The following is a 22,343-nucleotide window of genomic DNA, read 5'->3' on the forward strand; positions in this document are numbered from 1 at the left end:
TCCTTATTTACCAAAATTACGGCCATAACTTTTTAGCCCACCCGCCACAGCTTTACCATTTTTACGCATAAAGCGTTTGATATCCCGACTATCCCATGCCTGAATATTATAAGTATCACCCATACTAGGAGTGGCCGCCATTGCCGGTGTGCTTCCTTCACCACCATTCATTATCATTTGACCAAGCTGACGGATGGTATTGGCATGCTGTGCAGGTAAGACCATTTCTTGCTCATGTAATTGAGTCAGTGGATTTACCCCTGCCGGAATATCATAGCCTCCTCGCGCAGAGGCAACTTTACCTACCAGAGCAGCAACACCAGCAAATGCAGCCGCACCCAAGCCAACATTCAACGGAAATGGAATTGAAGCCATCGTTTTTGCCATAGCTTCCCATGCACTTAGCAAAATTGATTTGGTGGTTTCCCCTATCTTCATTGCCAACCTTGCTAAAACACCTGTACCTGTAGCTGCTGTTTTTGCAGCTTCTCCAACAACGACAGCACCCGTCTGTGCGGCTTGTCCTGTTGCTTCGGCTGTGGTCTCGGCTGCGATAAAACCATACTTACGGGCAAGTTTGATGGCTTGTAATTTCAGCCATTGCTGCAATTCCTGTGTAGCTGTCTGAATCGCAAAACTTGCCATATCTGTAAGTACAGCATTGGTTGCATTACACCAGGTCAATGTGCCATTCATCATGGCCGTAATACCTTTATCCCAAAGACTAGAAATTCGATTGGTAAATCCACCAAACTTATCTTCAAAATCTTTCATTTCGGCATTATTCAATAGACTTGGCATCTGGACATCACGAATGGTACGTTGATTATCCAAATCAGACACTTGCTGATTTAAACCGCTCTGCCCGGCTGGTTTGCCAGTCAATGCTGTCTGCTGATCTTCCAGATCAAGACGTCGTAATAAACCGTCTCGTTTGATCTGATAAAGCTGATTTTCCAGCTGTTGTTCACGTTGAGCTTTTTGAAGATTGGATAAACCTCCTGCATCGAATTCAGCCTGTAACAAGGCCATTTCAATTTCATACTGACGTTGTGCAGATTTTTCAGATTCTTCAATTGCCTGCTCTTCCAGCTTCTTCTGTTTATCAAAAGAATCCTGTTTGAGTTTTAAACGCTTTTCCTCAGCGGCCTGTTCTGCCTTAAGTACATATTCCCGTTTTTGATCTTGTGTCAAAGTTGAGCCATTGATTTTGTCCAACTCTTTCTTCAGATCAATTGCAATTTTCTTTAATTCATCGGCGTACTTATACTCAAGCTCCAGACGTTCTTTTTCAGCCTGTTCAGCCAGTCGCTTTCTTTCCCTTGCCTCGGCATCAGCCTTAGCCTTAGCCTTGCCACCATCGGACTTAGCACCACCCGATGATGGGGTGGTCCCAGTTCCCATACTGGAACGGATATTTGGAGCCAGTTGTGGTACAGTTGATGAAGATGAGTAATTTTTTGTCCCCATTCCCAGAATCATATTATTGATACCAGATACAGAATTAAAAAACGTATTTTTGAAATTGGTACGTCCTTCATCACGCATGGCAATATTGGCTTGGGATTTTGCCATTGCCTCCTGATTGATCTTGGCAATCGAGTTGGCACGTTGTCTGGCCAGATTTTCAAGATTATTAAAGCCCTGCTCCCATGCCGACTGAATGCCTGAGAAATTCAGATTTAAAGCATTTTCGGCAATATTGGCAAAGGTTTTTAAGGCTGAACCCAAAGCATCCAGATAAAACTGCACATTGGCTTTAAAGGTGGCAAAGTTTTTTTCTGCGATAATGACTTGGTCAATCACAATAGAAAGGGCTTCAACCACGATCTGGCGTATCAAGGCGAAAGCAGCCTGAATTGCCGCACGCACAGCAGCCACAATGATCGCTAATGCCTGAAAAGCACCTTTTAGAATATCCAGAATACTCATCTGCTGGATCGTTTCAGAATCAGTCGTTGCAGTTAAATCACGCCATAAATCACCAATGGTATTAAAAATATCCTGCACAATACCCAGTAATTCCTGAAAGATCAGAATAATGGCTTGAACACTTCCATCAATTGCTTCCCGGTTATCAGTCGCAAATGTTAGAAAATCATTGGCCAGCTCGGTCAATATAGGTGCAACCTGAGCAGCCATACGATTCATGGTGCCTTGTACAGTTTGTTGTACCAAACCTAATGCAGAATTAAACTCCTTGGTCTTGGCAATGGTTTCCTGATCCATAATGATGCCAAGATTATGCGCTTGCTCGGCATACTGCTTAAGCATTTCCCCATTATTTTCCAGCAATGGCGATAACAGCGAAGCATCATCGGCGATTGATTCCATATAAAAAATCATATCGGCATGCGAGACATTAGCCTTTTGTAAGGTGTTATAATATTTACCCAACACCTGTGGACCGGATAAACCCTGAAATTCCTTGGCTGTCACACCCACCTTAGGTGCAACTTTTTCAAAGAAATCGGCCATTTCTCCGCCACCGGTCTGCATAAAGTCACCCAGCTTGTCATTGACATCTTTCATAATGTCACCAAGCTTTTCTTGCTCTACACCGACTTTGCTTGAGGCAAATTGCCATTCCTGTAATTCTGTAGTAGTGGCATTGGCAATACGTGCCTGATTCTCGATCTGTTTGGCTGCTTCACCTACATTTTTAGTAAGCGTACCAAGTGTACCAATACCTGCCGCCGCAACTCCCGCTATACCAACAACAGATAATGCCAAACTTTTAGACAAAATCCCTGATATATCATTACCAATAGATTGAAATTTACTTTTAATATCATCACCCAAATCAGAAAACTTCTGTTTTAAATTTGAGGTATCAATATCCAAGTCAATGTCTTTACCAGCATTTTCAATTTCTTTGGCTGTGGTTTTAGCCTTTTGTTCAGCCTCATCCAGACCTTTCTTTAAATCAGACGTCGTAGCGGAAATCTTTACTTCAATTTTGTTTTCGTCAGCCATGGTTGGACCTGCAATTAAAGATATCAAAAAACTTGTCACATATCGTTTACCGATATACAATAAATTAAATTCAGCGAGGAATATTGTTCGTGATCAAAAGTTTTAAATGTAAAGACACCGAAACTTTATTCACGACAGGTACAACGAAACGCTGGAGTGCCATTGCGAATGTTGCGATGCGGAAACTGGCACAACTGGATGCTGCGGCTACGTTAGAATTCTTGCGTTCACCACCAGCGAATCATCTAGATAAACTCGCTGGTGACCGCGAAGGTCAATACAGTATTCGCATCAACAAACAATGGCGCATTTGCTTTGTCTGGACAGAGCAAGGCGTATTAGATGTTGAAATTATTGATTACCTTTAGGAGTCAAATCATGATTAAAAACGGTATGCGTCCGATCCATCCTGGTGAAATCCTTCGAGAAGACTATCTTGTCCCGCTTGATATGAGTGCGAATGCATTAGCCAAAGCATTAGGTGTAACGCCTGCACGTATTAATGAAATTATTCGGGAACGTAGAGGGGTTTCAGCCGATACAGCTTTACGTTTAGCACAATATTTTGGTGGTGATGCACAAAGCTGGTTAAATCTGCAAAAAACGTATGAATTACGCATTGCAGAAATTGAATCGGCAGATCGGATACGTCAGGAAATTCATCCTTATCAATATGCTTAAGCCACAAGGATGTTTTACCCCTGTGGAAACTGCATTAACATATCAAGTAAATCGGGTTCATCGTTTTTAGTATCTTGTTTTTCAGTTTCGATGCCAAAAAATGATTCCAGCATCAAACATACTCGCTGCATACTCACCTGAACGGGAGGAAACTTTTCATAATACGCATTCAAGGCACTTAATCTAGGAAGATCAACCTCGTTACGCACGTAATCGTAATCCTTAGCCAACCTCAGTACCAAATGCGTATAAAGTTCCTCCCAGTCTATTCCCCCGATGCTTGACCCTCGCCACGACCTTTTAATCCGGACACAGACATTACCGCTTCCATTACTTCGCTTAACTGATCCATATAAATCAGATCGGCAACATCATCACGCTGAATATCCGGATAATTACGTTTCAATGATTTATGTGCCACATCAATGACAGTACCGACATCATTGGGCTGAAAAGTCTGTAATGCCGGTAACAACTTTTCAATTGCACCCAATGATAAAGGCGCAAATACAAAAGATTGGCCATCGATGACAACCGGTGTACCACGTGGGTTTTCGACTTGGTTAAATGTCATGGGCTATTACTCCGATAAAATATGTTTATAAATACGACCAAGATCGTCGGCCATAGGTTGAAATTCAAACTCAGGTAAATCGTAATCATCCTGTTTTGAACTAAATGCCAACTTGTTACTTGTGCATCGATAAAACTCCATACCTAGGAATTTCCCTTTGTAATCGCGCTGTAGGTCCACCGCAAATTCTGGTGTATATCCCATGTCAATATTGGAAACGACAATAGATTTGGCTCCAGCCACAGTAGCTGCATATTTAAAACTAATGAAAACCACTTTTCCTACATCTGCCGTAGCAAATGTATAGGCACCTGTGGTCGGATTAATACTGTATTGCCCCGAAACTGGTGCAGATGCGACACGCACCATAGGAACTGCCTTAGCATCGGTTACACCCAAATCCTTTACAAAGGTACCAGCATTAGGAACTACAGGTGTAATTACCCCGCCAGCTGGAACGACTTCACCATTAATGGTTTGTGCCACGGTTTCAATACCACCCTCAGCCACTACCCCACCAAAGAAAATCGAATTCAGTAATGCGCCATTGATACGACCAAAACTTGCCTTACATTTAATGGAACCTTTACCCCGTGCTGCATCTACGGGAAACTGGCCACGACCATACAGTTCCTTTAAATCAAAACTCATATCTACAGATACGGATTGCAGAACACCAACTTCAACAGGTGTGGGGTTGCTGATCGGTTGACCATAAATATCCTGGATTGGTGTGGCAAAGACTTTACCTGCACCAAATAAATATTGCGCCATTTTTTACCTCACTAAAATGACAAAACCGCCAGAACAGGCGGTTATAAAAATGATATTAAATTAATTGGTGGTCAGGATTCGCACTGGGATAATGGCGATTGCCTGATCATCTAACAGATTTTCTACTGCTTCATAGACCTCGATGGTGCCATCAATCCAGCAATGCTCTACCAATCCATTTAAGGTTTGATATTCGCACACCTCTGGATGCGCCGGTTTAATGGCTTCACGGATCCTGTCAATATAAAGGTTCAATTGGGTACACGGTGCTTTATCATGATCACCTTCATGAATATAAAGATAGAGTTCCGCTGCCAGCTCGACTTTGGCATCAAGCCCCTTGATAGGGACTTCCTGCTGATTACCCTGGGTAATGAATAAGGCAGGTCGTTCTGCTGGTTGTACATGACTAAAGTGACGTAAACGGCGGTTTACTGTAGCCAATCCCTCTATATGCATACTCAACCAATCAAACAACGCCTGATAAATCGCTTCACTATCCACTATTCAACCCTCGCTGAATTGCAGCATCGATATTCTTGGGTACAATTTTGGCCACTTCTTGCAGTGCATCTCGCATCATACGGCGTTCTCTAAATTTCACATTTCTGGAATGGGCACCCACCATAACCTGACGAGGTGTAATCGGCTTGCCAAAGGCTTGCTTGATCTGGCGTAAATGGGCTTTTATCCCCACTTGCGCAGTCAAGCCAAACTCATGGATAAACAGATACTTCACATGGCTGCCACCTGCACTGACTGCACCCTTTACTTGATCGACCTGTTCTGTGACACGACCAACCACAGAACCACGTAAACGCCCGGAATCAACTTTTAAATAAGGCGAACCACTGCTTAGATTCCGTTTGACTACTTCTTCCAAACGCCCCGTCAATGCCACAATGGTTCGTTTGATTTCAGCCTTTACCCGCTCATTTTCCGCATCGAAACGGACACGATGATCAACTGTAAAGTCCACCATACGGCACCTATGATTTTGCCGAAATCACTTTTTTGCTGTCAGGTATTTCCACATTCCGCTCAAAACCTAAGGGCTTCAAGATGTGATAAATATCCTGCCCAGATTCAATCACTCCGTTTTTCACCGGTAATTGCTCACCGGACACTACAATTGTGGTTGGCTTATAGCCTTCCGGTGCTTGATATTTAAAGGACATCATTTTCTCCTAGATCACAAAAGCACCAATACCCAAGCGATTGGGATTGGTACCTTGATCATCAATTGGTATAGAATTTTTAAGGGCAAGATAACGCTGACCATAAATACTTTGGTCATAGAATGTTTCCTTACCAGAACGAGAGTAACTCACACCCTGTCCTGCCAGCTGTAGGCTTACGGCATTGGAATAAGCCGTGCCATTTTTACTATTGATTTCAACTTTGAGAATATGTGCTGCATATAGACCTACAGCACGTTCTTTTAGATTTCCAAACTCAATTTGCGACACCACATCGTTGGCCTCTTCCAATGCGTCCTGAATCGTTGTGTCGGGTAAGTTCGCCAATGCCATATCTACGGCAAACTTCTGCCGAAATGCCTGTATGTCCATACCATCGCCTTATTCTTTTGCCTGTTCCAGCTTCGCTTGCAGCTGCTCCAGACTTTCATCATCAGTAAACGTGATTTGCAATTCTGTTAAGCTTGCTTTAACGGCAGTCAATGCCGCCTGTTCTGCTTCATTTGCTGCTTTTTCAGCATTGGCTGCCGCGGTACCTGTCTTGCCACCTTTACCTCGACCAGATCCAGTTTTACTGCTTGCCTTTGTAGCAGCATCTTCAGTAATTTCCTCAATCACCAGTTCGCCCTTATCAATTAGATACTTTGCAAACTTATTTCCGGAAAGTTTCTGGTGAACATCTTCATCGACTGCTGTGGCCACGCCTTGAGATAAAATCACCACACCAGAAAAAACGAAAGCGGCTTGAGAGCCGCCATAGGTATATGTATATTTCGCCATGTTGATTTAATCCTTATGCATGATCCAGATAACGGAGAGAATCCACACGTTTTAACCACACGCCCTGATATTTGTAGTGCCCGGGTACTTTAATATCCAGACCATCGGGTTGTGCTGCCAGAAAAGAAACATCGTCGCATTTCATCTGAATACAGGAAGGATCACGACGGTAAATGATAGAGCGATCAGCATCGGCCGTACCCTTAGCATTGGATCGACCCAATCCACGAATAGTTAATGTTTTTCCCTGTGTACTGAAGATATTATTTTCTTCAATATATTTCAGGAAGGTTTTACCACCAGAATCTGGAACAACACGTGTTGATAGGTGCATATATTGATTGGAGGCCATTAAATAGGTATCTGGCTGGACCGATACATCGCCATCAAACAAATCATCTGCATCTGACAAGCTGGCATTAAAATCCGATAAAACTTCTTCGATGGTTGCAGTCGCCCAATTGTGTTGAGCTGTGACTACAGTGACACCTGTCTGTTCCAAGAAACCTTTTACACCGGTCTTGCTGTTGCCATACCATGCAATCTGGCTTAAATGTTTTTCCGCAGCCAATCGGGCAGCCTGAACCTTATCCGATTCCAGTTGCAGCCCCATTTTTTGTGCAGCTGCCAGTTCCATGATGGAATACCAATAACTGATCACACCGACTTTAATTGGTAATGATACGGTATCAAATTCGACTTCTGCCACAGGCAAATCATTACCTGTCCCGGCATAATCCTTACCAATACCGACACCCCATTTACGGGATAATACCTCTCCACCACCAAACACACCATTTACCGGGGCCACAGGAATATATTTGGCATAATCCATGACCTGTTCCAGTTGCGGTGTCATTTCGTTGGTTTCTTCCAACTTGACAAATAACTGTGCCAACTTTTCGATATTAAAAGCATCACCTACCGATGCTTGAACGATTTGGGCTACGGGTGTTAAACGTAGCTTCATTTGAGCAACTTTACTCATCTTCTTTATGCCCCTAATAAGCGAACAACAGCAAAGCCTTGTTCATTTGAAATTGATTCCCAAGATGCATTGGGTAATTCGGTACCATCGCTTGCCGTGGACGATAAAGAACCCAGTGGTGCATCAGCCGTGGCATTTGCAGTTTTTACATAGACTTTGGCATTGATATCAATGACGGGGGCAGTGACTTTTACCCAGATCGAACCAATGGTCATGACTGGCGCCACATCGGTTGCCTGATATGCCTCCTTGCCTAATGCTGTCTTGCCTGATTTACCCACACCATGACGTAAGATAATGCCGAATTTAGTATTGCTGGCACCTGTCACCGCAGAAACAGTCTGACCGTCACTATTACGCACGACCACATCACCATCATTTACCACTGTCGTACCTGAAACCGGCAAAGATAAAATATCTTCCGGACCATAGAGATGGGCTTTCATACCCGGTACCACATCATATTGTTGAACCATGGTGTTCATTCTCCCTTAAATATTTTTGTATGCATCGGCTTTGTTATAGCCGCTACGTTCATGACCATTTGGCTGCTCATCACCTGTTTTTACTGGTTGCTGCTGTTGGTTTAGAACATCACCAACCGGATTATTCGGGTGAATTCCTTTAACAGCAGACAACGCACGAAATACCGTATCAATCTGTTCAGGCTTGGCATCACCTACAGCAATACCACCCAGTACCGCTGTGACCACTGCATCACCAGCCTTTGCAGCAACTACATCACGCTTGATCTGCTCACAGCTACAGCCTTCAGTTTTCACTGTGGACACCAATGCCTTGGCATCAGCAATCACTGCCGCACGTTCTGCCGTGGCTTGTTCAAGTTTTTCCGGTGTAAGCTGGTTTTGTTCCAGATTGACAATTTTCTGTTCAAGCTGGGCTTTTTCCGTATGTAGTTGATCAACCACGGCCTGCACAGCAGTCAATTCATCTCCAATCGAAAATTGCTTATCACCGACTTTTAATTTTGCAGCCTTTAAATTTTCAAGCTGCTCTTGTTGAAGTTTTAAGGCATCTGCTAAGGGTTTGTTATCACCAATATCAAAGCGAATGCCATTTACAATGATCTCCATTGTGTGTTCCTCTTGTGGTTTGGGGTTTTGGTCACCGATGCGACAATCACCGCCACAGCGACCGTATTTCACCAGTGCCACGTGATTGCCATTAAAATTGATAAATTTGGCCTGATACGGCGTACCGTCTGGTGCCGTGCCCTGCTCTAAAACCAGATTTGCAGCATAGCCAAGCGACATCTCAATGCGTTCATTACTCTGGATCAGGTCAATGCTGTTTTTGTCTTTAATCAGCAGATCGCCGATCAGATAATCCCCTTCCTGCCGAACATTCTCGCAATAACCAATGTGATATTCTTTCCAGTTAGAAGCATTAATTTCGTTCTTGGGTGGATGATAATCCGTTGCATCGACATCATTAAAACTAGCCACCGTGTCAGGCTTAAATAATTCATCTGCCGGGGTATAAACATTAATGATCTGGTCTGCTGTAAATCCCTCCAGCGAAGGAAATTCATAAGCATAGTACTGGCGTACCTGTGGTGCCTTTGCCATACGGACATTGATACATTTCAGATACCCTTCAGCAGTAAATGAACGTGAGGATTCACTTGGTGCAAAATCACCAATTTTGAGTTGATATAGGATTTTCATAAATTGCGCTCAATAAAAAACCCACCGAATGGTGGGCTAATCAATTAAAATATCCTCATAATTTGGTACTGCCGTACACCGACAACCAATCGATTCCCCCGGATGTCCGCCACTTGGTGGGCTGTCCCATCGAAATGTCTTACCCTGTTTATGTTGATGGTCCAGTCGTACGCGGTCATCTTTTGCGGTCTGCCAGGTATAACTTTCAAAACCCATAGATAAATGACGGGTTTTGGTGATGTTACTGTTGATCTTTCCCATCTGGTCCCGTGCAATTAATCTGGCACGGGCATCGGTACTATGCCCCAGTTTTTTAATTTCCTTTGCCAGTTCCTCGTTGGTCTGACCAGTCTGTAAAGCATTCAACACCAGTGTTTCAATCCTATCTGCATATTGCTTTGGAATGGATTTGATCAATGCCACATTGGCACGGATATTATTGTCTACCGTATCCTGAATATCTTCTGCCTGATAAAATGCGGTAAGATCAACACCAATTGCGGCTTTGGAATGATTAGAAATTTGTTGATCCACTTCCTCACGCACGTCTATTACAATCTTTGTGGCCAATGGCAACGCAATTTCGACCATAAAACTTTCAATGCGCTGGCGAAAGCTACTCAACATATTATCCAGCCAACTATCACCAATATTTTCACCTACAGTCGGTATAATCAGATCTTTGGCCTGATCCTGACAAAATTTAGAAATCACCAGTAATTGCCGGGTGTAATACAGCTCTGTACGACGATTGACCTTGATAGGTTTGGATTTTGCCTTAGGCCCCTTTTTACGCTTGTGAATCTGTTGTAGCTGTGGTTTAAGCAGTTGAATCAGTGTCATCTTTTTCATCTACATTCACCATACTTTCCAGTAACTTGATATGATCCTCATCAATCACGGAATAAACCCCGTCTACCAACAACTGCCGGGCGATCTGTGGTTCGGTGATAATTGCCATCTCCAGATATTTTTGATCCCGTTCGGCATTGTTCTTTTCCACTTCAGAACGGATTTTAGGATCCATTTGCCACAAGGGATTAAACACGATATTTAAATCGGGAAACTGCCGACCAAATGTCGTCTGACAAATCACTGCCAGAAACTTCATCATAATTGGCTTAAGCTGCCATTCCTGCTTTGTGGCAATGCTATCGTAATAATTGCGGGTATCATGTTCCCCTGTGGCATTCATACCCGCTGGCGATTGACCGAATAAAATGGTATAGGGAATTTCCGCTGCACCTGCGGTCTGGATCGAAAACTCCCGCATCATGTCCGGTAGGCCTGCAAAGTTATAGGTTTTGGAGTCATATTCTTCCTCCTTATCCAACACCAGCATGCCATTTAAACTTTTAAGCAATCCCACACTCAAGAAACGCTCTGTCACTGCCCGCATATCTTCCCGGATTTTATCGACCAGACTCGGCGTCCGAATCACATCAATCTTGGATTCGTGTACTAGGCTTGCCGAACCACTCTTAATACTGGCATGGTCAAGTAAATCCTGATAAACCTCTTGCAAAATGCTTTGCGGCTCTTCATTGACAATATCGGCATGACAAATCTTAATCAAACGGCTGTGGTGAATTTTCTGCTGAGGTCGACCATCATTCATTTGCAGATTGTAAAACACGGGCTGTTTTAGCAGACCACCGCATTGACTAGGCGGTAAATATTGATTGGTATCAGCCTTAATGTATTTTTTCTTGATCACCGTAAAAAACTCTAAGCGACCCACACCCAGTTTTTCTAAATCAAACGGCTGATCTAGATGACCACCGTCCACAGTACCCAATAACACATAAACAACGCCATACAACCTGGATAGAATCAAACCCGATAACAACACCTGATTAAGATTGAAATGCTTACACGCTTCCTCTAGCTTGATCAAGTCACCATTCTGAATCCCTTCATAAAACCAGCCTGCCCGCAGCATGTCACTGGCAGGACGATTAACAATCCGTTTTGCCAACCAATGCTGATATACCGCTTCCAGTTGATCATCAGGAATATCATGGCGCACGAAATGTCCGTGTGTTGCCTTATCTCGCCCAGTACCAATATTAGACACAAAATTGGTATATGCGCCGGCATCACCAATTGCATCAGGCTTTTTTATTTTCGCCATATATACCTCTAATCAAATACAGTGGGTGACTCGGCAAGTGTTTCATTAATCGCATCAATGGTCGGGTCCCACTGGTCATCATGATCATGTGTCATGTCCGCAGTCAGACCCTCTATTTCCTCAATGTAATTCAATAACCATGGCGCCGAATAAGGCAACATGACACGCCCATCTTCGACATAGAACACCACGTCCATGGTCCTAGTGAGTTTATCCGTGCTACGTTGTATCGCTTTAATCGGAAATATATTTCCCCGTGATATGGTCTGAATCAACATGGTGCCACTGGATTTATCCTCAACTGCCATATGACGTAACTTGCCAATCTTGGTATTGCTGTGCCGATGCTTGGTAATAAAGCTCTTGGCTTCCTTGATCAGCTCTGGTGCTTCCCATTTACCACGCTTGACATCAATGATATACAGCTTATTGTCATGACCCAGACCACCACATAGAAAGACCGAATAGTCATTATGCTCTTTGGTTTTTTGCGCAGTATCGACCCAGATCGCACGCCATTTCAGAACTGGTAATTCCGCATAGCGACCAAACCATTCTGCCTTGACCAGATCACCACCTAATTTTTTAGGTTGCTGCTGGTACTGGCTGCTAAAGGTGTAACGGGAAACAATGGCACCGTCTTTGTCCTGACCGCCCTGTTCCAATTGCAACAATGAATCTAATGATTCCTTGAGTGGCCAATAGCTTTGACGACCCTTTTCATCACGATCTACATTACGCGGTATTTTCTTCTGGATATGTTTGGGTAATGACTGCATGTAATCGTCATCGATCAAGGCAGGAATGCAGATTTGTTCCCATTCCCCCGGCACATTACCCGTCATGACAAAGTTGGTCGGGTCTTCAACATGCAAGCGCTGCATAATCAGAATAATCGGTGTATCTGACTTAGCCTTACGCGAATTGACCGTATTAAGGATTTTCCGATTTGCCTTCTTACGGGCAGTCTGACTAAACGCATCTTCCGGTTTTAAAGGATCGTCCAGAATAATCGCCCCGGTAAAACCCTCATTAGCCAATGTCCCTGCACGACGACCTGTAACCTGTCCTCCCATACTGGCTGAATAAACATGACCGGCATCATAACCATCTACCGTGGTTTTCCAGTTGGATTTTGCATCGGTTGCCGTGGAAATATTGACTGACCATAGTTTCTGAAAATCCTCAGACTTGACGATATTACGTGCCGTTGCCGATACGTCCTCCACCAAAGACTGCGAAAATGACAAATATAAAAACCGCGAACGTGCATTTCTGGCAATGCCCCGGGCAATTAGATTGGTTAAAAGTTCAGTCTTACCACTACCCGGTGGGACATTAATCACCAGATTTTTTACTTTGCCTGCAATTACTTCATCGATCTTGTCGGCAATATATTCATGATGCCAATTGACCGAAAACTTAAAGCCCATACGTGGCAGAAAAAAACGGCGGGTAAAAAATAGATGGTCCCGCTCACATTTTTCCCGTTCAAGCTGCATTTCCAGCAGGCTAGTATTTACTTTCGAGTTCATCTAATACCTGCTTAATATCTCCAGGCTTGGCGGTGACATAGGTTATATTTTCAGTTTGCAGGGGTTTCCCATCTTTGCCGGTAAGCTCAGTTTTGGTTTGGTTGGTGTACTTACCACCAGCATCCTCAGCCACTTGCTTAAGGATCGTCAGTTGCAATATCGGGTTACGTTTGTTTTGTGGATTATTCAGCAAATTTTCATAATGTCTCAACCGTACAGCGAGATTGGCCAAGGGCATTTCATCTGTATTTTTTCGGAACTGCTCTCGAGTCTTATAAAATTCATCAGATAATGCCTTACTTAAATTTTGACCTGTCCGCTTAGTTGGATCATAAGCTTCACACTGCTGACGTGAAATTGTGATGTCAAACTCTTGTTGGACAAGCTCAACGGTTTCAGTAGGTGTATTCCACTGTGCCAGGCTACGCACGATAAAGAGTTTGTGCTTTTGATTTAGCGTTGCCATTGCTCTCTATCCGTCCAACTTCGTCCAAGTAAATGAACAAAAAAATTTAAATCACCTTCTAATAACAGGTACCGCATGCACAATCCGGACGTTGCTGTATCACAAAGCCAAGTTGATTTATAAATTTCACCCATAAAAAAACCCATCATTTCTGACGGGCTTTATTATTAAACTGATTTAAAGATCGGTACCGACAAACACACTGGAAATAAAAAAGTCCTCATCCAAATCTTCAGACGATTCAAATTCCACATCGAGATAAATCACCTCTGCACCTGTCTTTTCTTTAAAATCGGCAAATTTCTGCGCTAAAAACTCTGCAATTTCATTTTCTAAATTCGCACGTTCAAGACGATATTCTTCTAAAGCTTCTTTCATGATCGTTCCCGATGGTTATTGGAATCTACATCAAAGCAAACTAATGTGAAACTACAAAGACAAAAAAGCCCACACATCAATGCAGGCTCTAATTCAAGGCTAAATATTGTTTATACCGCACTTAATTCCTCATCTGTAGCCAAAACAACAGACGCGACAATTGGAATACCCAAGATTATCGGCATCATCATGATCCAGAATGTAGTGGTATTGCTTGAAAAGAAGAAATGGATACCAATTGCTGTAAGCGCAATCACTGCAAATAAAATAACTGCAAACCGGGTGACAAATTTTAGAAGCATTTTTTTACCCCACATCATAATAGTACATTTATTCTACGCCCTAAATTTAATAGTAGTGCGTTTGCAGCTATCAAAATTACAATTTTTAAAACTAAAAAAGCCCACATTTTCATGCGAGCTCTCAAATCTTTCAGGTCATTTATTAACAACTACGACCAATTTACCATAAAAATAGCACTTACCTTGATCAAGCAACTATTCGAAAGGGAAGAATAATTTATGATTCGTTATGCGGGCATGACACATGAACTGACGCATTCTTTTATCTTGATATTCATACATTGCCCAAACTAAACCTGCATAAAAATCAATAAATTGTAGTTCTAAATATTTTGCACTATCCATTGGACTAACATTACATTGCTGGTTTAGTACATGCTTCTCCAGGCTCTCTTCCTGAATCATCTGATTAAGGTATTCCCCCATATTCCATTTTGTATTAACACGCTCACTTCTTCGGTCTGGAATAAAATCCACAAACTCAGACTCACAAACCGGCTTAAGTATTAGTAATTTAACCATATAATTATAAAGAACATTTGGATCACTCTTCATTCTTTTATTAACGTATTCTTTATGTACAGTAATAGAGCGTAATTGAATGTCTTTGTGTTCAGTAAGTAGCTTAGTGGTTAATTTTAAAAATAGCTCTTTATCAGCAGAGTTTAAATCTACAGATTTTAATTCATTTTTAAGAGGCCTTTTTCTTTTTGCATATAATGCACGCACGATTCGTTGAACATATTTCTGTTTGGATTCTGGCATACATACAGCTGCCAATGTAAGCATACGACTGGATCCACCTCTCTGATATGGTTCTTCCATATTCCAACCTAAATCACCACTTTCATCGAGATATATCAGGGTTCGCATAATTATCCAGTGCATTAAAAAAGCCCCATATTTAAATGAGGCTCAAAATCAGGTGCGGCACCTAGAGGCAACTTACTTACAGTAAGTTTACGATTATCGCAGAATTTATCGTACCTGAATCTAGGCGTGGGTGTATTTATACCGCACTGCGACTACATTTCTATTATGGAGCAACTCAGTTACTATTTCAAGCTAGGATCAGAGATACCTGTAAGTTTTAATCCTTTAGGTTTACCGATATTAAAAAAGCCCACATATTCATGCGAGCTTCATTCAATCGAGCGCTTAATTGATAAAACGCCCACTATACAAATATTTAACCTCAGATGTTCTGTCTATGTCAAGCATTCTTGTTGTTCTGGACAATCTACTTCAAAATAAAATGAGCGTTTTAGCCGTCCTCGAATTTCATTTTCCCACTGCGCCACGATCGATTCTCCCAACAACTCATATTTTGCATAGCGTTCGGAATATCCGGATTTTGTAACATTCAACTTTGCAATCGTGATTTTTTCATTGAGTGTATATGGACGTTTACCTGTGCCCTGACACTTTTCACACAACTTTTGACCAATATGTTGGCTGGCTTTAAATAATTCCAGTTTACCTAGTCCACAGCAATAGCCACACATGGCCTTGACAAAAAGGTGTCCTCGTAACACCACTTCTGCAATACCCTTGGCAATATGGCTTAAATCGCCCTGTGCGTTATTCGGCTTAAAATTATTTTTGATCATTTCCTGATGGATCATAAATGCCAACTGGTTACGCACCCGAAAAAAATTAGCAGATTTAATCGGTCCATGCACAAATTCAACTTTACCGGGTACGTCCTCAATCCGGCGTTCGTACTGGTAGTTAAAATCGTATCGACTGTAAAACGTCCGGGTTTGTTTTTGTGGTGGGGTAATGATGGCAATACGCTCAAAATCCACCTTTTCCAGCAGTAAAGTGGACCATAGATGTGCCGGTCGTGATAACAGTGCCATTTCCCCCAGCACCACGTCCTTTGAGATATTCTTCCCCTCTGCCACACCCTGAGCAATAGCAAGGCGTAATAACTCTAAAAAATCAAATCGTTCAACTAACATAATCGCCTTCCTGTTTTGTTCTCAATACATTTCTTGATTATCTGACTGGGTCCGATCATCACTCACCCATACTTCCCGGCAAACTGTTCAATCGCTCTGATTTCATCTGAATGGCGAAACAGACACGTCAATTTAATCAGGTTGTCTTTCTTCAATAACTTATTGCCCCGCACGCAAAATCGACGTAATTCCTGTAAATTCTGGTCATAGTCTTTCAGGCGCTTTACCAGTTTTTTAAATACATCATCCGGCATACCGACAGGATTTCGGATCTCACGATGGATCTTTTCAAAATAGTCTTTAAGCTTTTCGGCTTCATGCCATTGATAGACCACATCAAAATTCTCAATCTCTGCGACCAATATGTTCTTGGTGTCCCGCACATAACGCTGTGTGTCACTGGATTCATCGCCTTTCATGTGACGTTCAATCGCTTTTTCCTCATCAGTTTTGGGAACTTCCTCAAAAATCATTCCCAAGCTTGAAACCTTATTTTTGATGGTCTGCGTGATCCAGTAACTCAAACCACCACCGACCAGTCCATAGATACCGTTTTTAATCTCAACAAAGGAAAGTTTGCCTGTATGCTGTAAGGTATGTTCAAACACCTGTCGTGACGCTTCTAGCTGCTCGTAGGCTGCTTTGAGTGCATGAAATTGATCGGCATGGATACGCAGTGCCCGAAACTCTTTTTCCTTGTTGGTAAAGTCCACACCAAAATTATTCTTTCCGCAGACATGGCCCATCATGATCTCCTGACCATTGGACAATGAAGCGATATAGCCTTTGGCATGTTTGGTGCCACAACTGGCAATTCCACACTTGACCTTATCCCGAAATTGATACTGCCCGATGATGTTATCCAGTTTGATACCGTCATCACCGGCAAAGTTGACCGATGCTTTTTCCACAAAATTCGGTCTGGAAAAAATCTCGCCAATATCCTGAATTAAAGCGTATTGTTTCAAATCTGCTGCTTGTTCAATCGGATTTATCCCTGTCATGTTCATTCAACTTCCCCCTGAATATCTGCGAAATGACACATTTCCAATACACATGCCACCCGAGCCGTTCCGGTTGCACCATGGCGGTTTTTTGCCACGATGATTTCTGCCACCCCAACTTCCTGAGAATTTTGGTTATAGACTTCGTCCCGGTATAACAACAGGACCTGATCGGCATCTTGTTCGATCTGACCCGACTCCCGTAGATCCGACAGTATCGGTCTAGGCGGTTTACGCTTTTCACAATCCCGACTGAGCTGTGACAGGGCCACCACGGGACAATGAAAATCCTTGGCCAGTTTTTTCAACTGACGGGAAATTTGCGAAATTTCGTCATAGCGGTTGCGTTGGGTCGGATCACGCAGTAATTGCAAATAATCGATAATGATCAAGCCGATGCTGCCGTATTCTGATTTGACCTTTCTGGCAGACTCCCGTATCTCGGGAATGGTCGCTGCCGCTTTCTGCTCGATTTTTAGCGGCAGGTCATTCAGAATGCGAGTGGTAGTATCTATCCACATCGCATAATCTTGTTCGCTCATGGTGCCGCGCTTGATATCCGAGAATTTAATCCGACCCAAGGCACTGACCATTCGGGCTGCAATCTGGTCGCCTGTCATCTCACAGGAAACAAACAGCGTAGGCGCATGATTCCGTCTGGCTGCGTTCAGGGCAATCATCTGTGCGAGTGTCGTTTTACCCATGGCAGGCCGTGCCGCAATCACACAAAAATGCGTTGGTTCGATGTCACCCACGATATAATCGACCGTACTCAATCCGGTATTCACGCCATAGGCCAATCCGGTATTATTACGTTGACGACTCAATCGTTGTTCGATGATATCGAGCGCCTCGATACTGGCATCGGCGATATGGATCAGGGTCTTGTTACGATCCGGATTTTCCAGCGTATTGATCAAATCCTGTGCCCTTAGCGTCAGGTCATCGGCATCGGGTGATTTTGCCAGTATGATCATTTTTTTACCGACTTCATCGACCTGACGACGCTCGGTAAATTTTTTCAGTTTGATCACGTAGCTGTTCACGTTGAACAGTGAGGTGGATGATTCATACATGATCGTATTCAGGTGATCGTCACCACCGCAATCATCAAATAGCCCCTGTTGTTGTAGATGGTTTTTGACCAGGGTCATGTCGTATTCTTCACCCCGTAGTGCCAGTTGCTCAATCGCAGTAAAAATATAACGGTGACGCGCGGCATAGAAATCATCGACTGTGGGTTTGGTGTCCAGTTGCTCGTAACAGTTGGCAATGGTCATCAGGGCAGCCAATACCGACATTTCCAGACTGGTGGAGTGCAGCTCGTGTTCAGACATGCTCACCACTCCATCGGTTTGGCAACGACACTCGATGGTCGCTGATTGAGCTGCATGAGGGGTCGTTGCTGCTGAGGATTGTGGATGTGTCGTTCAGGCAAGGGGCTATCCTGTGTCTGTAAACTTGCCACTGCGCCTTGCCAATTCCACGATGCGTCAAAACCCTTCCAGTTTTGCTCAACGCAGATTCGCAGCACGGTATTCAGGTCCAGACCGGATTTTTTGTATTCACGGACAAAACCATCAAATGCGGTTTGGGTATTACTGGCTTTTTTGGTTTTTCGGACATGTAACCAATCGGTGATTAATTTCGGATCTGCTCCCAAATTTTTTAAGGCAGTGACGAATGAAAATTTTTCTTTGTCGGGTTTGGGTTTTTCAGAAATTGCTTTTTCCGCTTTCGGTTTTTTCGCTGCGTCAGCACTAAAAATAATATCTGTAGTAATCTCTGTAGTATTCTCTGTATTTGTCCCCACTTTTAACTGGGGAGACTCCCCATTTATAACTCCATAGGTATCTTGTTTTAACTGGGGAGGGTCATCATTTAAAACTTCATAGCCTATCGAGTTAAAACTTGATAGGGTGGTCAATTTTAATAATGTAGATGGATGTAATTCGATGAATAAAACATTATTCGATTTTGAATTTCCTGTCAGAATTGTTCGAAAATGACGGGTAATTACCCCCGCTTTTTCCAGCCGTTCTAGAGCATCACGAACTTGAATTTTTGTGAAACCAAATTGATCGGAAAAACTATTATAACTACGCTGTAAAAAATCAGCTTTAAAGCGTTTTTTCATGCCGATGGTCTGCCCTGTTTTTTCATCACGCACGATGACAGGTCGGTACCAATACACGATTTCAGACAGCAAGATCACGGCATTCACATCAGGTTTGCCATTATCCAGTTTGAAGATATTGAACCAATGTGTCGGTATGACATTGCCCTCGATGGGGAAATTGTTCATTTGATCGACTGTAGAATTGCCTGTGCTAAACATGCGTTACCTCTCTATTGCTGTCTACACAGCGATTAATTTGTTTTTCCAGCGTCACAAGTTGCTCGATCATTTGATGGACGATGGTGGACATGTCACGGGCTTCTCCGGCGGTGATCCGACCATCTGCCATCATTTGTTTAAACACGCCCGAGCAGTCGCCTTTTTTGATATCGACATTGAGCATGAGTTCCATGAGCGTGGTATCCCGTTGGCTTTCTGGGATATCTGGCAGGTCTATGGCGACCTTGCCGAGTTCTGCACACAGGCTTTGCAAGATGCGGTAATCGCCTGTAATAACCATCAGCTTGACTGCTTCGAGTAAGGTGATGTGGTGGGTTTCGGTATTGGGATTGACCTTGCTGTTGAGCACAGCCGGGCTTCTGATACCCAGCCGTATGGCCAAAGCCGTTGCCCCGCCCTTAAAGTCGTGAACCGTGTGATATACAGCATCTAATATGTTCATGATGGTGTCCTTTGAACGTGTTTATTAGATGGTGGTGGCATTACTATTTTGGTTATTAATATTACCTTCGGAGTACGACGCAAAATGACGCATCAATTCAAGCTCAGAAACTTTGCCATTGCTGTTTTTAACTAATGCTTTACGCAAAGCCCTACGAGGTTCTTTATAGCCATAAAGTAAATGTGTCTTGAGATAACCTGTTGTTGTACCTGAATCTTTTGCATATTTTTCAAGTTCAACATCATTCAACTCAAGAATGAACGCACGAAATTCCATAGATTGATCCTCTTAATTAACCTAAATATTATCTTTTTGGTAATTAAAATACAACCTTTTTTCTTGTTTACCTTTTTGGTGAGCTAAGTAAACTTAGTTAAGGTGAAAAAAATCACTATTTGGGTGAATTTTTATCAAGTTGAGTTTATATGGATAGTAAAAGTATTCGTTATCAAAACACTCGATTACTCGTAGATTCTGTGGGTGGTGTATCTAACTTCGCCGATAAAATCGGTAAAGGGCAATCTCAAACAAGCCAGTTTGCAGGTACTAATCCCATCAAAGGGATCGGCAATAAAGTCGCACGTGAAATTGAGGACGCTTTTGAAAAACCTTATGGATGGCTTGATATCCTACATACTGATGTAAATGAGCTATCTGCTAATTTCAATAGTTCTTTATCTAATATCCAAGATGAAGTAACAAATGAAAATAAGGAATTTTTACGGTTAATTAACACCCTAAATCTATTGAATTCAAATGGTCAACTTTCACCTGAAATGATTAAAGCTTTATATGCAGTAATTGCTTTAGGAAATTAATTTAAGAAAGAATATTTTTTAAATCTCAGCTGATCAGAATAAGCAACCACTGCATGTCAGTTAAAATTGCTCATTTATATCTAAACTTTCAATAAATTAAGGTAGATTAACATATGAATATAAATGATAATTTGATTAAACATATTCCTGTGAATGAGCTTTTCCTAGATCCAATGAATCCAAGACTTGGAGAATTGGGAGGGAAAACTATTACACAGCAACAGATTATTTCTTTAATAATTGAAAATTTTGGTATTGATGATTTACTTAGCTCAATGGCTTTTAATGGTTATTTTGATGCTGAACCATTAGTCTGCCAAGAAAAGAATGGTCAACTTTTTGTCATAGAAGGAAATAGGCGTTTAGTAACAAGTTTAATCTTGAGTGGAGACCCACGCGCAGAAGAATATGCAAAAAATTTCAAATATTTTATAAAATTACACAGGGATCAAGGTTCTCGTAATGTTTCAGAGTTACCTGTAGTAATTTTTCCAGAAAATGAAGATCCTGGTAAAATCAGTGCTTATTTAGGTATTAGACATATTGTATCTACAAAAGATTGGGACTCTTACGCTAAAGCTAGATGGATCCATGAGACTATTATTAATAAAAAAATATCTATTAAAGATATATCAACTATGACTGGGGATAAAAGCGGTACGATTAAAAGCTTATTATCTGGCTATAATTTCATGACTCAACTTGAGCAAGAAAGAAAATTCAAACGTGATAATACCGTTAGAAAAGGTCGTGGCAGTAATGTGAGCTATCCATTTTCATGGGTATATACTTTATTCAATTATCCTACAGCTAGGAATTATTTAGAACTAAATTTTTTTGATGAAAATGAACAGCCAAATCCACGACCTATTCCTCAGGAAAAACTAGATGATGCTGTCTTTGTTGTTGATGCCATGTTTGGTAATAGTGAGACTGGGCAGAGTGCTCTTTTAGGTGATTCTAGGGAGTTACCAAGGTTCGCTGAAGCTTTAGGTAACCCTGAAAAAGTTTATTTTCTTAAGCAAGGAGAATCACTAAAAGATGTGACAAACTTAACTACAGATATTAATACTCGTCTAGAAAATATTTTTTTTGAATGTATTAAATTATTACAAGAAGGCTCAAATAGAATAATAATAGATAAAGACAAAATTTCTGACACAACTATAATAGAGAGTGAGCGTAAAATTAAAAATGTAAATGAAGTCTTAAGAATGATTAATAAGCAGTTTACCGAACTTAAAATCGAAAATTCAGATGGATTAGAACTATAATAGGTAC

Annotated in this window: 29 protein-coding genes; 4 read left to right on the forward strand and 25 right to left on the reverse strand. The window is 42.1% G+C overall.

Annotation, left to right across the window (positions count from 1 at the left end; genetic code table 11):
• Window positions 1-3 precede the first annotated feature (3 nt).
• Window positions 4-2,976: a caldesmon family protein gene (locus tag CAP51_RS09910; protein ID WP_087620602.1), complete on the reverse strand. Its 2,973-nt coding sequence runs from the start codon at window positions 2,974-2,976 to the stop codon at window positions 4-6.
• 89 nt (window positions 2,977-3,065) lie between these two features.
• Between CAP51_RS09910 and CAP51_RS09915 the strand changes: the two genes are divergently transcribed.
• A complete protein-coding gene (locus CAP51_RS09915) occupies window positions 3,066-3,344 on the forward strand; it encodes a type II toxin-antitoxin system RelE/ParE family toxin (protein WP_171294773.1) in 279 nt (92 codons plus the stop codon).
• 10 nt (window positions 3,345-3,354) lie between these two features.
• Entirely contained in the window at window positions 3,355-3,657 is a 303-nt protein-coding gene (locus CAP51_RS09920; protein WP_087620604.1) for a HigA family addiction module antitoxin, read from the forward strand.
• 14 nt (window positions 3,658-3,671) lie between these two features.
• Here CAP51_RS09920 and CAP51_RS09925 read toward each other — a convergent pair whose 3' ends face one another.
• The 24 genes from CAP51_RS09925 to CAP51_RS10040 all read right to left on the reverse strand — a co-directional run bounded on the left by CAP51_RS09925 (window position 3,672) and on the right by CAP51_RS10040 (window position 20,520).
• Window positions 3,672-3,866 (reverse strand): hypothetical protein, encoded by a 195-nt coding sequence (locus CAP51_RS09925; RefSeq protein WP_245809125.1) that lies wholly within the window; start codon window positions 3,864-3,866, stop codon window positions 3,672-3,674.
• A gap of 56 nt (window positions 3,867-3,922) precedes the next feature.
• The gene (locus CAP51_RS09930) at window positions 3,923-4,231 is read right to left on the reverse strand and encodes a hypothetical protein (protein ID WP_087620606.1); all 309 of its coding nucleotides are present in this window, start codon (window positions 4,229-4,231) and stop codon (window positions 3,923-3,925) included.
• 6 nt (window positions 4,232-4,237) lie between these two features.
• Window positions 4,238-5,005: a hypothetical protein gene (locus CAP51_RS09935; RefSeq protein WP_087620607.1), complete on the reverse strand. Its 768-nt coding sequence runs from the start codon at window positions 5,003-5,005 to the stop codon at window positions 4,238-4,240.
• Between the two features lie 60 nt (window positions 5,006-5,065).
• Window positions 5,066-5,509 carry a hypothetical protein gene (locus CAP51_RS09940; RefSeq protein ID WP_087620608.1) on the reverse strand — a complete coding sequence of 148 codons (444 nt, stop codon included), beginning with the start codon at window positions 5,507-5,509 and terminating at the stop codon, window positions 5,066-5,068.
• The gene (locus CAP51_RS09945) at window positions 5,502-5,987 is read right to left on the reverse strand and encodes a hypothetical protein (protein ID WP_087620609.1); all 486 of its coding nucleotides are present in this window, start codon (window positions 5,985-5,987) and stop codon (window positions 5,502-5,504) included. The genes CAP51_RS09940 and CAP51_RS09945 overlap by 8 nt, the downstream gene beginning before the upstream one ends.
• Window positions 5,988-5,994: 7 nt before the next feature.
• Window positions 5,995-6,183, reverse strand: coding sequence for a hypothetical protein (locus tag CAP51_RS09950; RefSeq protein ID WP_087620610.1), 189 nt, complete (start codon window positions 6,181-6,183; stop codon window positions 5,995-5,997).
• A gap of 9 nt (window positions 6,184-6,192) precedes the next feature.
• The gene (locus tag CAP51_RS09955) at window positions 6,193-6,576 is read right to left on the reverse strand and encodes a DUF4054 domain-containing protein (RefSeq protein WP_087620611.1); all 384 of its coding nucleotides are present in this window, start codon (window positions 6,574-6,576) and stop codon (window positions 6,193-6,195) included.
• A 9-nt stretch (window positions 6,577-6,585) separates the two neighbouring features.
• Complete coding sequence (locus CAP51_RS09960; RefSeq protein WP_087620612.1) at window positions 6,586-6,984, reverse strand: hypothetical protein; 399 nt, start codon at window positions 6,982-6,984, stop codon at window positions 6,586-6,588.
• 13 nt (window positions 6,985-6,997) lie between these two features.
• On the reverse strand, window positions 6,998-7,972 hold the full coding sequence (locus tag CAP51_RS09965) for a DUF2184 domain-containing protein (protein ID WP_087620613.1): 975 nt from the start codon (window positions 7,970-7,972) through the stop codon (window positions 6,998-7,000).
• 5 nt (window positions 7,973-7,977) lie between these two features.
• On the reverse strand, window positions 7,978-8,448 hold the full coding sequence (locus CAP51_RS09970) for a structural cement protein Gp24 (RefSeq protein ID WP_087620614.1): 471 nt from the start codon (window positions 8,446-8,448) through the stop codon (window positions 7,978-7,980).
• A gap of 15 nt (window positions 8,449-8,463) precedes the next feature.
• Entirely contained in the window at window positions 8,464-9,660 is a 1,197-nt protein-coding gene (locus CAP51_RS09975) for a DUF2213 domain-containing protein (protein ID WP_087620615.1), read from the reverse strand.
• Between the two features lie 36 nt (window positions 9,661-9,696).
• Window positions 9,697-10,512, reverse strand: coding sequence for a phage head morphogenesis protein (locus CAP51_RS09980; RefSeq protein WP_245809126.1), 816 nt, complete (start codon window positions 10,510-10,512; stop codon window positions 9,697-9,699).
• Complete coding sequence (locus CAP51_RS09985) at window positions 10,481-11,794, reverse strand: DUF1073 domain-containing protein (protein WP_087620616.1); 1,314 nt, start codon at window positions 11,792-11,794, stop codon at window positions 10,481-10,483. Before CAP51_RS09985 ends, CAP51_RS09980 begins: the two co-directional genes overlap by 32 nt.
• A gap of 8 nt (window positions 11,795-11,802) precedes the next feature.
• Window positions 11,803-13,329, reverse strand: a complete 1,527-nt coding sequence (gene terL, locus CAP51_RS09990; protein ID WP_087620617.1) for a phage terminase large subunit — start codon at window positions 13,327-13,329, stop codon at window positions 11,803-11,805.
• Complete coding sequence (locus CAP51_RS09995) at window positions 13,307-13,795, reverse strand: DUF2280 domain-containing protein (protein WP_087620618.1); 489 nt, start codon at window positions 13,793-13,795, stop codon at window positions 13,307-13,309. Before CAP51_RS09995 ends, terL begins: the two co-directional genes overlap by 23 nt.
• 177 nt (window positions 13,796-13,972) lie before the next feature.
• A complete protein-coding gene (locus tag CAP51_RS10000) occupies window positions 13,973-14,173 on the reverse strand; it encodes a hypothetical protein (protein ID WP_087620619.1) in 201 nt (66 codons plus the stop codon).
• A 110-nt stretch (window positions 14,174-14,283) separates the two neighbouring features.
• Window positions 14,284-14,475, reverse strand: a complete 192-nt coding sequence (locus CAP51_RS10005) for a hypothetical protein (RefSeq protein WP_087620826.1) — start codon at window positions 14,473-14,475, stop codon at window positions 14,284-14,286.
• Between the two features lie 195 nt (window positions 14,476-14,670).
• Window positions 14,671-15,363 carry a DUF3800 domain-containing protein gene (locus CAP51_RS10010; RefSeq protein WP_245809127.1) on the reverse strand — a complete coding sequence of 231 codons (693 nt, stop codon included), beginning with the start codon at window positions 15,361-15,363 and terminating at the stop codon, window positions 14,671-14,673.
• 320 nt (window positions 15,364-15,683) lie between these two features.
• On the reverse strand, window positions 15,684-16,439 hold the full coding sequence (locus tag CAP51_RS10015; RefSeq protein WP_087620620.1) for a hypothetical protein: 756 nt from the start codon (window positions 16,437-16,439) through the stop codon (window positions 15,684-15,686).
• A 62-nt stretch (window positions 16,440-16,501) separates the two neighbouring features.
• On the reverse strand, window positions 16,502-17,443 hold the full coding sequence (locus tag CAP51_RS10020) for a hypothetical protein (RefSeq protein WP_087620828.1): 942 nt from the start codon (window positions 17,441-17,443) through the stop codon (window positions 16,502-16,504).
• 2 nt (window positions 17,444-17,445) lie between these two features.
• On the reverse strand, window positions 17,446-18,780 hold the full coding sequence (locus CAP51_RS10025; RefSeq protein WP_087620621.1) for a replicative DNA helicase: 1,335 nt from the start codon (window positions 18,778-18,780) through the stop codon (window positions 17,446-17,448).
• Between the two features lie 2 nt (window positions 18,781-18,782).
• Window positions 18,783-19,781, reverse strand: a complete 999-nt coding sequence (locus CAP51_RS10030) for an SH2 domain-containing protein (RefSeq protein ID WP_087620622.1) — start codon at window positions 19,779-19,781, stop codon at window positions 18,783-18,785.
• On the reverse strand, window positions 19,774-20,244 hold the full coding sequence (locus CAP51_RS10035) for a phage regulatory CII family protein (RefSeq protein ID WP_087620623.1): 471 nt from the start codon (window positions 20,242-20,244) through the stop codon (window positions 19,774-19,776). Before CAP51_RS10035 ends, CAP51_RS10030 begins: the two co-directional genes overlap by 8 nt.
• A gap of 24 nt (window positions 20,245-20,268) precedes the next feature.
• Window positions 20,269-20,520, reverse strand: a complete 252-nt coding sequence (locus tag CAP51_RS10040; RefSeq protein WP_087620624.1) for a hypothetical protein — start codon at window positions 20,518-20,520, stop codon at window positions 20,269-20,271.
• 149 nt (window positions 20,521-20,669) lie between these two features.
• Between CAP51_RS10040 and CAP51_RS10045 the strand changes: the two genes are divergently transcribed.
• A complete protein-coding gene (locus CAP51_RS10045; RefSeq protein ID WP_087620625.1) occupies window positions 20,670-21,062 on the forward strand; it encodes a hypothetical protein in 393 nt (130 codons plus the stop codon).
• Between the two features lie 113 nt (window positions 21,063-21,175).
• On the forward strand, window positions 21,176-22,336 hold the full coding sequence (locus CAP51_RS10050) for a hypothetical protein (protein WP_087620626.1): 1,161 nt from the start codon (window positions 21,176-21,178) through the stop codon (window positions 22,334-22,336).
• Window positions 22,337-22,343 lie beyond the last annotated feature (7 nt).

This window comes from Acinetobacter populi (genome assembly GCF_002174125.1).
GTDB lineage: Bacteria > Pseudomonadota > Gammaproteobacteria > Pseudomonadales > Moraxellaceae > Acinetobacter > Acinetobacter populi.